The organism is Aminobacter sp. MSH1, assembly GCF_003071665.1.
In the GTDB taxonomy this organism is placed as follows: domain Bacteria; phylum Pseudomonadota; class Alphaproteobacteria; order Rhizobiales; family Rhizobiaceae; genus Aminobacter; species Aminobacter niigataensis.
In genome coordinates this window covers 2,027,227-2,040,554 of the sequence record NZ_CP026265.1, presented here as the reverse complement: position 1 = coordinate 2,040,554, position 13,328 = coordinate 2,027,227, and the positions used below count along the sequence as shown (strand labels likewise).

Sequence of the window (13,328 nt, the reverse complement as noted above, 5' to 3'; positions counted from 1 at the left end):
GGCTATGGAACCCACGGCATCGCATGGCTTATCTCGACAACATCGCCGTTTTCGTTCGCGTCGTGGAACTCGGCAATCTTTCTGCCGCGGGCCGCGACATGCGCATTTCGCCTGCCGTCGCCTCCAACCGCATCAAGGAACTGGAAAAGCACCTCGGCGTCAGGCTTTTCAACCGCACCACGCGCCAGTTGATGCCGACCGAGCATGGCAACGTCTTCTATTCCGGCGCCAAACAGGTTCTAGAGGCGATTACCGAGGCTGAAGCCGCGGTCTCGGCACTTTCCGGCCAGCCACGCGGCACCATCCGCGTCACTGCCCCGCTCGGCCTTGGCCGTCGGCTTGTCGCTTCTGGCATTCCCGAATTCCATGACAAATACCCCGACATCGAGGTCCGGCTGCGCTTGTCGGACCACAATGTCGACATCCTCAAGGAAGGCATCGACGTCGCTTTCAGGCTTGGGGTGATCGAGGATTCCAGCCTCCGCATGCGCGGCATCATGGAATGCGAGCGGGTGCTGGTCGCTGCCCCGAAATATCTCGAAAAGCGCGGCGAGCCCGAAAGCGCCAACGACCTGATCGGCAAGAAGCACGACTGCCTGATGCTGCGTTATCCCGGCTCACGCGAATTCTACTGGATGCTGGAGACCGCGGCAGGACCGACCAAGTTCGAGGTCCATGGCCCGTTCGATTCCGATGACGGCGACGTGCTGACCGGCTGGGCCCTGGCCGGGCGCGGCATCATCAACAAGCCGCGCTTCGAGGTCGAGCCCTTCATCCGCGACCAGCGGCTGAAGATCATCCTGCCACAGACACCGCCGACGCCTGTCCAGTTTGCCGCCGTCTATCCGCACAAGAAGCTGCAGGACCCGAAGGTCCGGCTGCTGCTCGACTTCATGGCCGACCGCTGCCACAAGCTGATCAAGGACATCCTCGCCCACAAGTAGGACGGTCGCGTCAGCTCATGGCCTGGTAGGCCGAAGTCCAGAAGTCGATGTAATGCGCCGGCGCCTGCGGCGAATCCATCAGCCTCTGGGAAAGCAGGATGCCGGCAAGGTCGTTTTCAGGATCGGCATAGGCCGAGGTGCCATAACCGCCATCCCAGCCAAAACGTCCCGGCACCTGCCAGAGATTGTCTCGCTTGAGCGCCACCGACATGCCGAGACCCCAGCCCGAATTGCCGTTGAAGAACATCCGCCCGCTCGCCTTCTGGTCGTCGGTAAGCTGGTCCGTCGTCATCAGCTCGACCGAGGCGCGCGACAGGATGCGCTCGCCACCGAGCCTGCCCTTGCCGAGCAACATCTTCTGGAAGGCAAGGTAGTCCTCGGCTGTCGAGACCAGTCCGCCGCCGCCTGCCTCGAAGGTCGCCGGCGTGGCAAACAAACCGCCCCCGGCTTCGTCGTAGACGCCAAGCTTGCCGGTCTGGAAGTCCCTCGAATAGGCGGTGGGGAGCCGGTCGACCTTCTCCACTGGGCAATGGAAGCCGGTATCCTTCATGCCGAGCGGGCCGAAGATGCGCTCCTGCATGAAGGCCGACAGCGGCTGTCCCGCCGCGCGGGCGACCAGCACGCCGGCGACGTCGAGGCCTGTGTGGTAGAGCCAGCCTTCACCGGGCTGATGGGCGAGCGGCAGCGAGCCGATGCGCTTCATGTAGTCGTCGGGAGTACCGCGGAACAGGTCGGCACTCGGCGCGATGCCGGCTTCCTGCATGGCGTGCTGCAGCGGATATTGAAACGGATAGACCATGATCGCCCCCAGCCCGAAGCGCAGGGTCAGCAGATCGCGCAAGGTGATCGGCCGGCTGGCAGGAACGGTCTCGGTGAGCGGGCCGTCGATCGCTTTAAGAACCTTGCGATCGGCAAGCTCGGGCAGCCATTTGTCGACCGGTTCGTCGAGGCGCAGCCGCGACTCCTCGACGAGGATCATCGCCGCAACCGCAGTGACCGGCTTGGTCAGCGAGGCGATACGGAAGATGCTGTCGCGCTGCATCGGCGCCGAGCCGTTGAGCGCGAGCGTGCCAACGGCTTCGATATGGGTTTCGCCACCCCGGCTGACGGCCCAGACGAGCCCAGGCAGTTCGCCACGGTCGATGTGGCCAGCCATCACCATGCGCATCCGCTCGAGCCGGTCGGGAATAAAGTTGCCTGTGCTCATCGTCGTGCTCCCTGACTTTGCAGCCGCGCTCGAAGCGCCCGCTGCTGGTTGTGCCGACGCCCCTTCTGCCGGGGCAAGCAATGCCGCAAACGCCGCGCCCTTCATGACGGTGCGGCGATCCATTCCCGATATCGTGCCCATCCTTGCATCCTTCCTGTGGTGGACGACAATCCGTCAGCCCGCCGTCTCGTCCAGGTGCCTGGCCAGCGCTTCAAGAAGTTCGGCCCAGCCCGCCTTGCGATCGGCCGTCTGGGCATCGGCGTTGTCGCTGTCGAGATAGGCGGCCTGCTCCGAGTAGACGAGCCGAGTGCCCTCGCCTTCCGGTACGAACTCGATGGTTGCCAGCGAGGCGGAGAAGGGTTTGCCCTCTGTTGCCATCGCATAGGCGAAGACGATCCGCCTGTCGGGGACGATGTCGAGATAGGTCGTGTCGTTGGAGAACGACGCTCCGCCCTCGAAACGGAAACTGCTGCGCTCGGAACCGCCGGGCCTGAAGTCGACGACGAACTCATCGATCTGCCAGCCTTCGCCCTCGACGAACCAGCGGCGCTTGCGGTCGGCCTGCGAGAATGCCGAAAACAGCTCCGCCGGTGACACCGGGTAGACGCGATCGCTGCTGAAGGTGGAGAGCGATGTTGAGGTGCTGGACATTTCTTTCCTCCTCTTGTGGGTGCCGCAACCAGAATTGAAACCAGTTGCATTTACTAACCAGTTGCAGGCTAGCGCAACTGATTTTATGTTGCAACCAGTTTTTGGAGACATTGCATGAACCAGCATCAACGGTCGGGCTGCCCGATCAACCTCACCCTCGAGGTGGTCGGCGACAAATGGAGCCTGATCGTCCTGCGCGACATGATGTTCGGCAACCGTCGACATTTTCGCGAGCTGCTGACGAACTCCGAGGAGGGCATTGCCTCCAATATCCTGGCGGACCGGCTGAAGCGCCTTGTCGAGGACGGGCTGATCACCAAAGCCGACGACCCCAGCCACAAGCAGAAGGCAATCTACAGCCTGACAGAGATGGCAATCGAATTGCTGCCGGTTTTCGCCCATATCGGCGCCTGGGGCCGCAAGTGGCTACCGGTCAGCGAGGAACTCAGCATCCGTGCCGAGCTGCTGGAAACGGGCGGCCCCGAGATGTGGCAGCGTTTCATGGAAGAGCTGCGTGCCTCCCATCTCGGCAAACCGCTGTCCGAGGCGGCAAAGCTGCGGCTTCCGGTGCGCGAACAATTGCAAGCGGCCTATCTCGAAGTGGTCGGCCGCAACGCCGCCGCTGGCTGACTTTCGACTGGTCCAGCCCGGAACCGAACTGTCGTGAGGCTGTTGTACGCTGCGGATGCTTTCCGGCCGGCCGGAAGGCAGGCACGACCCGCGGATAAAGGAGCAGCCGATGATTTCCCACCCGACACGCAACGACCTCAAGTCCAACGCCAAGAAGGTCTCGATCGAGCTTCTGAACGCACGGCTGGCCGACGCGATCGACCTCGCGCTGATCACCAAGCAGGCCCACTGGAACATCAAGGGCCCGCACTTCATCGCCATCCACGAGATGCTCGATGATTTCCGCAAGTACCTCGACGAACACGTCGACACCATTGCCGAACGTGTCGCCCAACTGGGCGGAGCGGCACTCGGCACCTCGCAGGTGGTGGTCGAGGCCAGCAAGCTGAAGCCCTACCCGACCGACATCTCAAAGACCAAGGACCACATCGCCGCGCTGATCGACCGCTATGCCGATGCAGCGAAAACCGTGCGCTCGGCCATCGACGAGGCGGGAGAGGCGGGCGACGCCGACACCGCCGACATCTTCACCGCCTATTCCAGGGCACTCGACAAGTCGCTGTGGTTCCTCGAGGCCCACATCCAGGAAAACGAATAGCCTGGCCGGTTCCGATGACGGCGGTCACTTCGCCGGCAGAGCCAGCGCGGTCATGATCTCGGCTGCGGCAAGGGCGGCGATGACAGCGGGGCGCTTGTCCTTGACGGCGTCGCCGCCGATCGGGCAGACCAGCCGCGCATACTGCTCGTCGCTGCCGCCGGCCGTCTTGAGGAACCAGCTCTTGAAGGTCGCCTTCTTGGTCTTGGAGCCGATCATGCCGACATAGCCGGTGTCGTCGCGCTTCAGCGCCTCGGCGACGATCAGGAAGTCGAGTGCATGGTCGTGGGTCAGCACCACCACGGCCGAGCCGGAGGGCGCCTCGCGCACCATCTCCTCCGGAACTGGGGTCAGCCTGACATCAATCTCCGCCGGCATGCCGTCGAGCGCATCGGCGCGGGTCTCGACGACCACCACATTCAGCGGCAGCAAGGCAAAAGCGGATGCCAGCGCGTGGCCGACATGGCCGCCGCCGAAGACCAGCACATGTGGCAGGGCAGCGTCCGATATTTCGGCCGAAGCGACCAGGTCGGCAGCCATTGCCTCGTCGACGTGGCGGACGGCAACCTCGACCCGTCCGCCGCAGCACTGGCCGATCTCCGGCCCGAGTGGAATGTCGAGGGTGAGCGTTTCCCTCCCCCTTGAGGGGAGGGTGGCGGCGAAGCCGCCGGGTGGGGTCGTTTCGACCGGGCTCAACACCACTTGGGCGCTTCTTCCTGAGGTTACCCCCTCTGCCCGCTTCGCGGGCATCTCTCCCTCAAGGAGGGAGATTGACCCCTTCAGCATCGCCCGCGCGCTGTCGATCGCCATGAATTCGAGCTGGCCGCCGCCGATGGTGCCGAAGATGCGCTCGGGCGACACCAGCATCCACGCGCCCTTTTCGCGCGGGGTCGAGCCCTTGGCCTCTGCCACCTCGACCAGCGCCACCGAAGGCGCTGCGTCGAGGAATGCCCGGAGGCTCTTGGCCGTCTTGCTCACTTGGCCTGGGCCGCCCCGGCCCGGAGGCGTTCGATCGCCATCAGCACCCGCTCCGGCGTCGCCGGTGCGTCGAGACGCGGGCAGACCTTGTGGTCGGCGACGCTCGCCACCGCATCCGACAGCGCCTGAAGCACCGAGATGCCGAGTGGCAGCGGCGGCTCGCCGACGGCCTTGGAGCGGTGGATCGTCGGCTCATAGGCTTCGGACCAGTCGGTCAGTTCCACGTTGAAGATCTTCGGCCGGTCGGAAGCCAGCGGGATCTTGTAGGTCGACGGCGCATGGGTGCGCAGCCGGCCCTTGCCGTCCCACCACAGTTCTTCGGTCGTCAGCCAGCCCGTGCCCTGGACGAAGCCGCCCTCGACCTGGCCGATATCGATGGCCCGGTTCAGCGACCGGCCGGTGTCGTGCAGGATGTCCGCCCGCTCAATGACGTACTCGCCGGTCAGCGTGTCGATCGACACCTCGGAGCAGGCCGCGCCATAGGAGTAATAGTAGAAGGCGTGGCCCCTGCCCTTGCTGCGGTCCCAGTGGATCTTCGGCGTCTTGTAGTGGCCGGCAGCCGACAGTTGGATGCGGTTCAGATAGGCCTGCTTGACCAGGTCGTTGAAGGAAATCTCCTGGTTGCCGACGCGCACGCGGTTGGGCAGGAACACCACCTGGTCGCCCGGCACCTGGTACTTCTCGGCGGCGAAATCGGTCAGCCGCTTGCGGATCTGCCGCGCCGCGTCCTGTGCCGCCATGCCGTTGAGGTCGGCGCCCGAGGACGCCGCCGTCGGCGCAGTGTTGGGCACCTTGGCGGTGGTCGTCGCCGTGATCTTCACCCGGTCGAGATCGATCTGGAACTCTTCCGCCACCACCTGCGCCACCTTGAGGTGAAGGCCCTGGCCCATCTCGGTGCCGCCGTGGTTCATGTGCACCGAACCATCGGCATAGACGTGCACCAGAGCGCCGGCCTGGTTGGACTCGGTCTTGGTGAACGAGATGCCAAACTTGACCGGCGTCAGCGCCAGTCCGCGCTTGACGAAGCGGCTGTTGGCGTTGAACGCCGCGATCTCGCGCCGGCGGCGGGCATAGGACGCGCTCTCCTCCAGTTCCGCGACGATGCGGTGGATGATGTTGTCCTCGACCTTCTGGTGATAGGGCGTGAGGTTGCGTTCGCCGGCAACGCCGATGGCGTCGTAGAAGTTCCGCTTGCGGATCTCGAGCGGGTCCTTGCCGAGCGCAAACGCCACCTCTTCGATGACGCGCTCGGCGCCAACCATGCCCTGCGGGCCGCCGAAGCCGCGGAACGCAGTGTTCGACACGGTATTCGTGTAGAGCGTCGACGACTTGGCATGCACATTCGGATAGAAATAGGCGTTGTCGCAGTGGAACAGCGCGCGGTCACCCACTGGCCCCGAGAGGTCGGCCGAGAAGCCCGCATTGAGCGCGAACATGTAGTCGACGCCGAGGATGTTGCCTTCCTCGTCGAAGCCGACTTCGTAGTCGATGGCGAAGTCGTGCCGCTTGCCGGTAGCGGTCATGTCCTCGTCGCGGTCGAGCCGGACCTTGACGGCGCGCTTGTGCTTCTTCGCAGCGATGGCCGCAATCGCCGCGCACTGGTTGGCCTGGGTTTCCTTGCCACCGAAACCGCCGCCCATGCGGCGTACCTCGACCGTCACCGCATGGCTGGGCACGCCGAGCACATGCGAGACGAGGTGCTGGGTCTCGCTCGGTCCTTGCGTCGAGCAATAGACCACGACCTCGTCGTCCTCGCCGGGCACGGCGAGTGAAATCTGGCCTTCGAGATAGAAGTGATCCTGGCCGCCGAGCTTCATCCGGCCTTTCACCCGGCGCGGTGCCGCGGCAATCGCAGCCGCCGCGTCGCCGCGCTTCAGCGTCAGCGGCGACGTCACCTGCTTGTCCTTCTCCGGATCGAGGTCCCAGATGCTGATGACCGCCGGCAACTCGTCGTACTCGATCTTGGCCAGGCGCGTCGCCCGGCGGGCCTGCTCGCGGGTCTCGGCCACGACCGCGAAGATCGGCTGGCCGTGGAACTCCACCTTGCCCTGAGCGAAGACCGGGTCGTCATGCATGCCGCTCGGCGAAATGTCGTTTTCGCCCGGCACGTCGGCATAGGTAAGCACGTCGACGACGCCGGGCGCAGCGCGGACGGCAGACAGGTCGACCGACTTCAGCGTGCCATGGGTGACGTTGGACAGGCCAATGCCGACATGCAGCGTGCCTGCCGGTTCCGGCATGTCGTCGATGTAGACGGCCTCGCCGGCGACGTGTTTGTGCGCGGAATCGTGGCGCTGGTCGGTGTGCACGCCGCCCGTGATCTTCGCCGCCTTGAGGTTCGGTTGGTGCTGGGTCATCTCAGGCAGCCTCATATCTCGACACCGTGAACGGCGCCTTGGTGCCGGTCGTCTCCACATGGAAACGCAGCAGCAGGTTCTTCGCCACCAGCGCACGATACTCCGCCGTGGCGCGCATGTCCGTCAGCGGCGTAAAGTCTTCGGCAAACTTCGCCATCGCCGCCTCGACCGTTTCTTCGGTCCAAGGCTTGCCGACGAGCGCCTTTTCCACAACGCTCGCCCTCTTGGGCGTCGCCGCCATGCCGCCATAGGCGATGCGGACGTCTGCCACAGTGCCGTCCTTGGCAAGCTGCAACCAGAAGGCACCGAGGGTGGCGGTGATGTCCTCGTCGCGGCGCTTGGTGATCTTGTAAACGGCGAAATGGTCGCCCTTGGCTGGCACCGGCACATGCACTGCCTCGACGAACTCGCCGGGCGCGCGGTCCTGCTTGCCATAGGCGATGAAGAAGTCCTGCAGCGGGATGGCGCGGCGCGTCTTGCCCTTGCGCAGCGTCAATGTCGCCCCGAGCGCGATCAGCGGCGGTGGCGTGTCGCCGATCGGAGAGCCGTTGGCGATGTTGCCGCCGATGGTGCCCATGTTGCGCACCTGCTGGCCACCGATGCGGTCGATGAGCGGGCCTAGCGCCGGAATGCGCTTCGACAGCATCTCGAACGCCTCGGTGTAGGTGACGCCGGCACCGATGGAGATGACGCCCTTGTCCTCGTCAAGCGAATGCAGGCCGTCGATGTTGGCGATGAAGACGGCGGGCGCGATGGCGCGCATGTGCTTGGTGACCCAGAGGCCGACGTCGGTCGAGCCGGCGACGACGGTCGCGGTCGGCTCGGCATCGAGCACGTCGGCGAGATCGTCGACGCTGGCCGGGATGACGAAGCGGTCCTTGCCCTCGCCGACCTCGACGCGGGTGCCGTCCTTGAAGGCTTCGAGGCGGGCGGTGATCGCCTTGCGCTCGACCAGCAGCGGATCCTTGGCCACCTTGCCGTAGTCGGAGATGGCGCGCGCGGCGCGCATGATCGCCTCGTAGCCGGTGCAGCGGCAGAGATTGCCCTGCAGCGACTTTTCGATCGCTTCGTCCGACGGCTCGGGCGAGCCCATCCACAGGCCGTAGAGCGACATCACGAAGCCCGGCGTGCAGAAGCCGCACTGCGAGCCATGGAAATCGACCATGGCCTGCTGCACTGGATGCAGTGTGCCCGCCTCGCCGGCCAGATGCTCGACGGTGACGACATGGCAGCCGTCGAGCGAAGCCACGAAGCGGATGCAGGCGTTGACGCTTTCATAGACCAGCTTGCCGGCAGACAGCCGGCCGACAAGCACCGTGCAGGCACCGCAGTCGCCCTCGGCGCAGCCTTCCTTGGTGCCGCGCAGCGTCCGGCGCAAGCGCAGATAGTCGAGCAGCGTTTCGTCGGGCGCGACCTGCGAAAGCGTCATGTCCTCGCCGTTGAGGATGAAGCGGATATGGTTGCGTGTCTTGACCGTCGCCATGGCTCAGCTGCCCCTGTAGGTGGAATAGCTGTAGGGGGAGATCAGCAGCGGCACATGATAGTGCGTTCGCTCGGCCATGCCAAAGCGGATCGGCACGATGTCGAGGAAAGCCGGCTGCGGCAGCTCGGTGCCCTGGCGGCGCAGATAGTCGCCGGCCGCGAAGACGAGTTCGTATTCGCCCGTCAGGAATTCGTCGCCGGCAAGCAGCGGCGCGTCGCAGCGGCCGTCGGAGTTGGTGGCGACCTTCTTGAGCAAGGTCCGCACATCGCCCTCGATGCGGAACAGCGAAATCGACAGCCCCTCGGCAGGCTTGCCGGATGCAGTGTCAAGGACATGGGTGGTGAGGCGTCCGCCTTCAGCCTTTGTCATTCGCTCTCCCTACTGGCGACGCGCGCCATCATCATTGATTTTGCGCCATTTAAGGCCATTGCATAAGGTGCGGTCGAGAACACCGCTACAAAAAGACTTTCAAAATTTTTCGAGGGAATGTCTGCCGCTCCTTTCGCTATCCTGCTCCAGTGGCAGTAATCGACCGGTTCGAGGGATCATGCGTTACGTAAGAGACATGCGCGGCTATGGCGCGAACCCACCAGATCCGAAATGGCCCGGCGGCGCCAACGTCTGCGTGCAATTTGTGGTCAATTACGAAGAGGGCGGCGAGAACAACGTCCTGCACGGCGACGCAGCCTCCGAAGCCTTCCTGTCCGAGATCGTGGGCGCGGCCCCGTGGCCGGGCAAGCGCCACTGGAACATGGAATCGATCTACGAATACGGCGCCCGCGCCGGCTTCTGGCGGCTCCACCGCATGTTCACCGAAGCCAAGGTGCCGGTGACTGTCTACGGCGTCGCCACCGCCCTTGCCCGCTCGCCCGATCACGTCGCGGCGATGCAGGACGCAGACTGGGAAATCGCCTCACACGGCCTGCGCTGGATCGACTACCGCGACCACGAGGAGGCTGCCGAACGCGCCGACCTGCTCGAAGCGATCCGCCTGCACACCGAAGTCGTCGGCGAACGCCCCACCGGCCTCTATCTCGGCCGCACCTCGGTCTATTCGGTGCGCCTCGCCGCAGCCGAAGGCGGCTTCGAATGGATTTCCGACACCTATGACGACGAGCTGCCCTACTGGCTCGACCATGACGGCCATGGCAATGCCATTCCGCCGCAGCTGGTCATCCCTTACACGCTCGATGCCAACGACATGCGTTTTGCGACCGCGCAAGGCTTCAACTCGGGCGACCAGTTCTACGCCTATCTCAAGGACAGCTTCGATACCCTCTATGACGAGGGCGCCAAGGGCCGCCCGCGCATGATGAGCATCGGCCTGCACTGCCGCCTCGTCGGCCGTCCCGGCCGTGCCGAGGCGCTGCGCCGTTTCATCGAGTACGTGCAGGGCCACGACAAGGTCTGGATCGCCCGCCGCGCCGACATCGCCAGGCACTGGCGCGAAAACCACCCCTACCAGCCGCAGGCGCTGCGCCCTTCGCGCATGGCGCGCGCCGAATTCGTCCAGCGCTTCGGCTCGATCTTCGAGCATTCGCCCTGGATCGCCGAACGCGCCTTCGAATTCGAGCTCGGACCGGCTCATGACAGCACCGGCGGCCTGCACAATGCGCTGTGCCGCGCCTTCCGATCGGCGAGCGAGACAGAGCGGCTCGGCGTGCTCGCCGCCCACCCCGACCTCGCCGGCAAGCTGGCCCAGGCCAAGCGCCTGACGGAAGAATCAACCAAGGAGCAGGCATCCGCCGGCCTCGACGCGCTGACCGACGCCGAGCGCACCCGCTTCACCGAGCTCAATGCCACCTATGTCGAGAAATTCAGCTTCCCCTTCATCATCGCAGTGCGCGACAATGACAAGGCAAGCATCCTGAAGGCATTCGAGACCCGCATCGCCAACAGCCGCGACCAGGAATTTGCCGCCGCCTGCAAGCAGGTGGAACGCATCGCCTGGTATCGCCTCAACGACCTCCTTCCAAGCTAAGAAAAATGGCAAAACGCTCCTATTACGCGCCGAAAGGCGGCCTCCCTCCCCAGACGGACCTGATCACCGACCGCGCCGTCTTCACCGAAGCCTATGCGGTGATCCCGAAGCGCGAGTTTTCGGACATCGTCACCAGCTTCCTGCCGCACTGGGACAAGACGCGGCTGTGGGTCATCGCCCGTCCGCTCTCGGGCTTCGCCGAAACCTTCTCGCAATACATCATGGAAGTGCAACCCGGCGGCGGCAGCGACCGGCCGGAACCCGATGCGGGCGCCGAAGGCGTGTTCTTCGTTGTCGAAGGCGAAGTGACCGTGACCGTTGCCGGCAAGAGCCATGTGCTGACGCCGGGCGGCTACGCCTATTTGCCGCCGGCCAGCGGCTGGACGATGCGCAACGCAGGCAACGAGACCGCGCGTTTCCACTGGATCCGCAAGGCCTATGAATATGTCGACGGCCTCGACGCGCCCGATCCGCTGTTCCTCAACGACAACGACATCGAGCCGAATGCCATGCCGGATACGGATGGCAGATGGGCGACGACCCGCTTTGTCGATCCCAACGACCTGCGCCACGACATGCATGTCACCGTGGTGACGTTCGAGCCCGGCGGCATCATCCCCTTCCCGGAAACCCACGTCATGGAGCACGGCCTCTATGTGCTCGAAGGCAAGGCGGTCTACCGGCTGAACAACGACTGGGTCGAGGTCGAGGCCGGCGATTTCATGTGGCTGCGCGCCTTCTGCCCGCAGGCTTGTTATGCCGGCGGCCCCGGCAGGTTCCGCTACCTGCTCTACAAGGACGTCAACCGCCACATGCAGCTCGGCGCCTTCAACGCCACGCGCCGCCGCTGAGGGTCAGTCATGTCGGGTGAGATGAAGCGGATCGTGGCCAAGCCCCTGACGCGCGAGAACTTCGCCGAATTCGGCGAGGTGATCGACACCAACTGCGACAGCCACTACCCGATCAACGCAGGCAAATGCGAGCGCTACCATGCGCTCGCCCGTGTCGAGGCGGCCGGCCCCGACGGCCACGTCATCATCAACATCTTCAAGGGCACGCCCTATCCGTTCCCGCTGAAGCTTTCGATGGTCGAGCGTCACCCCTTCGGCAGCCAGGCCTTCATTCCGCTGTCGCCACGGCCTTACCTCGTCGTCGTCTGCCACGACATCGGCGACGGCCCGGGCGAGCCGCACGCCTTCGTCGCCGCACCCGGCCAGGGCGTCAACTATCCGCGCAATCTCTGGCACGGCGTACTGACGCCGATCGGCGAGAACCAGGACTTCGTCGTCGTCGACCGTGGCGGCACCGGCCCCAATCTCGAAGAGTTCCATTTCTCGCACTCCTACGAAATCGTCCTTCCGGAAGGCTTCTGAGCAAATGGCCGAACTCTCGTTGATCGAGCGCCTCTTCGACGTCATCGAACACGACATCGTGCCCAGGACCGCCGAAGGCGTGACGAAGGGCAACAAGCTGTTCGGCGCAGCACTGCTCGCCAAGCACGACCGTTCGCTGGTGCTGGCCGAGACCAACAACGAGCTCGAAAACCCGCTCTGGCACGGCGAGATGCATTGCCTAAAGCGCTTCTACGAAATGCCCAAGGCCAGCCGTTCCGACACCAAGGACCTGATCTTCCTGTCGACCCACGAGCCCTGCTCGTTGTGCCTGTCGGCCATCACCTGGGCTGGCTTCGACAATTTCTACTATCTGTTCAGTCACGAGGATTCGCGCGACAGCTTCGCCATCCCGCACGACCTGAAGATCCTGAAAGAGGTCTTCACGCTGGAGCCGGGCGGCTACAACGCCGACAACGCCTACTGGAAAAGCTTTTCGCTACGCAAGCTGGTCCGCGAATTACCCGAACCCGACCGCACGCGGATGGAAGAGCGCGTGGCCAGGATTTCGGCGCTCTACGACGAGATGTCCGGCACCTACCAGGCGAGCAAGGGCGACAACGACATCCCGCTGAACTGACGCGAACTCAGCGCCTCGCCGCCTTGGCATAAACCTCGAGGCGGTCGCGCCGGCCTATGGCGATGACCAGCACCACCAGCCTGCCATCCTCCACCTCGTAGACAAGGCGATAGCCGGCACTTCGCAGCTTGATCTTGTAGCGGTCCTTGGCGCCATGCAGCTTGGCCGAGGGGACGCGCGGGTTTTCACAGCGCTCCTTCAGCTTCTTGCGGAAGTGCTCGCGTGTATTGGCGTCGAGCGCTTTCCATTCCTTCAGTGCGGTTTCGAGGAACTCGACCTCATAGCGCATCCAGGTCGACCCGGATACGCTTTTCGCCCTTGCGCGCGTCGGCAATCGCGTTGAGCTCGATGTCCTCCAGCCGGTCCATCATCGCCTCGAAGGCCTTGGCAGGCACGCAGTAGAAGGCCGGTTCGTTGCGATTGAGAATGGCGACCGGAAACCCTTCCCCGGCAGCCACCGTGCCCATCGGGTTCCTTTTCAGCTCCGAGACGCTGGCAGTAACTTCGGCAAGAACTGTGTTCGGCATCTTC

Annotated in this window: 15 protein-coding genes; 7 read left to right on the top strand and 8 right to left on the bottom strand. The window is 64.4% G+C overall.

Annotated elements, in window-relative coordinates; translation table 11 throughout:
• The first annotated feature begins 23 nt into the window (after window positions 1-23).
• Window positions 24-944 (top strand): LysR family transcriptional regulator, encoded by a 921-nt coding sequence (locus tag CO731_RS10195; protein WP_108606995.1) that lies wholly within the window; start codon window positions 24-26, stop codon window positions 942-944.
• A 10-nt stretch (window positions 945-954) separates the two neighbouring features.
• Here CO731_RS10195 and CO731_RS10190 read toward each other — a convergent pair whose 3' ends face one another.
• On the bottom strand, window positions 955-2,151 hold the full coding sequence (locus CO731_RS10190; protein WP_108609740.1) for a serine hydrolase domain-containing protein: 1,197 nt from the start codon (window positions 2,149-2,151) through the stop codon (window positions 955-957).
• Window positions 2,152-2,325: 174 nt separating this feature from the next.
• Entirely contained in the window at window positions 2,326-2,802 is a 477-nt protein-coding gene (locus CO731_RS10185) for an SRPBCC family protein (RefSeq protein WP_108606994.1), read from the bottom strand.
• A gap of 114 nt (window positions 2,803-2,916) precedes the next feature.
• Here CO731_RS10185 and CO731_RS10180 point away from each other — a divergent pair, with 114 nt between their 5' ends.
• The gene (locus tag CO731_RS10180) at window positions 2,917-3,432 is read left to right on the top strand and encodes a helix-turn-helix domain-containing protein (protein ID WP_108606993.1); all 516 of its coding nucleotides are present in this window, start codon (window positions 2,917-2,919) and stop codon (window positions 3,430-3,432) included.
• Window positions 3,433-3,541: 109 nt separating this feature from the next.
• Complete coding sequence (dps, locus tag CO731_RS10175) at window positions 3,542-4,030, top strand: DNA starvation/stationary phase protection protein Dps (RefSeq protein ID WP_108609739.1); 489 nt, start codon at window positions 3,542-3,544, stop codon at window positions 4,028-4,030.
• A gap of 24 nt (window positions 4,031-4,054) precedes the next feature.
• Here the strand turns inward: dps and xdhC are convergent, their stop codons facing one another.
• The 4 genes from xdhC to uraH are packed head-to-tail and all read right to left on the bottom strand — an operon-like array spanning window position 4,055 to window position 9,214.
• A complete protein-coding gene (gene xdhC / locus CO731_RS10170) occupies window positions 4,055-5,005 on the bottom strand; it encodes a xanthine dehydrogenase accessory protein XdhC (protein WP_108606992.1) in 951 nt (316 codons plus the stop codon).
• Complete coding sequence (xdhB, locus tag CO731_RS10165) at window positions 5,002-7,362, bottom strand: xanthine dehydrogenase molybdopterin binding subunit (RefSeq protein WP_108606991.1); 2,361 nt, start codon at window positions 7,360-7,362, stop codon at window positions 5,002-5,004. The genes xdhC and xdhB overlap by 4 nt, the downstream gene beginning before the upstream one ends.
• 1 nt (window position 7,363) lies before the next feature.
• The gene (gene xdhA / locus CO731_RS10160; RefSeq protein WP_108606990.1) at window positions 7,364-8,845 is read right to left on the bottom strand and encodes a xanthine dehydrogenase small subunit; all 1,482 of its coding nucleotides are present in this window, start codon (window positions 8,843-8,845) and stop codon (window positions 7,364-7,366) included.
• A gap of 3 nt (window positions 8,846-8,848) precedes the next feature.
• Entirely contained in the window at window positions 8,849-9,214 is a 366-nt protein-coding gene (gene uraH, locus CO731_RS10155; RefSeq protein ID WP_108606989.1) for a hydroxyisourate hydrolase, read from the bottom strand.
• Between the two features lie 178 nt (window positions 9,215-9,392).
• Between uraH and puuE the strand changes: the two genes are divergently transcribed.
• Genes puuE through CO731_RS10135 form a run of 4 tightly spaced genes read left to right on the top strand, consistent with a single transcriptional unit; the run spans window position 9,393 to window position 12,797 of the window.
• Window positions 9,393-10,826 (top strand): allantoinase PuuE, encoded by a 1,434-nt coding sequence (puuE, locus tag CO731_RS10150; protein ID WP_108606988.1) that lies wholly within the window; start codon window positions 9,393-9,395, stop codon window positions 10,824-10,826.
• A gap of 5 nt (window positions 10,827-10,831) precedes the next feature.
• The gene (locus CO731_RS10145) at window positions 10,832-11,677 is read left to right on the top strand and encodes a bifunctional allantoicase/(S)-ureidoglycine aminohydrolase (RefSeq protein WP_108606987.1); all 846 of its coding nucleotides are present in this window, start codon (window positions 10,832-10,834) and stop codon (window positions 11,675-11,677) included.
• Window positions 11,678-11,698: 21 nt separating this feature from the next.
• Window positions 11,699-12,199, top strand: a complete 501-nt coding sequence (locus tag CO731_RS10140; RefSeq protein ID WP_108609738.1) for an ureidoglycolate lyase — start codon at window positions 11,699-11,701, stop codon at window positions 12,197-12,199.
• A 4-nt stretch (window positions 12,200-12,203) separates the two neighbouring features.
• The gene (locus CO731_RS10135) at window positions 12,204-12,797 is read left to right on the top strand and encodes a nucleoside deaminase (RefSeq protein ID WP_108606986.1); all 594 of its coding nucleotides are present in this window, start codon (window positions 12,204-12,206) and stop codon (window positions 12,795-12,797) included.
• A gap of 7 nt (window positions 12,798-12,804) precedes the next feature.
• On the opposite strand, the gene CO731_RS10130 is transcribed toward CO731_RS10135, so the two are convergent.
• Window positions 12,805-13,086 (bottom strand): type II toxin-antitoxin system RelE/ParE family toxin, encoded by a 282-nt coding sequence (locus CO731_RS10130; RefSeq protein WP_108606985.1) that lies wholly within the window; start codon window positions 13,084-13,086, stop codon window positions 12,805-12,807.
• Complete coding sequence (locus tag CO731_RS10125; protein ID WP_108606984.1) at window positions 13,076-13,324, bottom strand: plasmid stabilization protein; 249 nt, start codon at window positions 13,322-13,324, stop codon at window positions 13,076-13,078. The genes CO731_RS10130 and CO731_RS10125 overlap by 11 nt, the downstream gene beginning before the upstream one ends.
• Window positions 13,325-13,328: the final 4 nt, after the last annotated feature.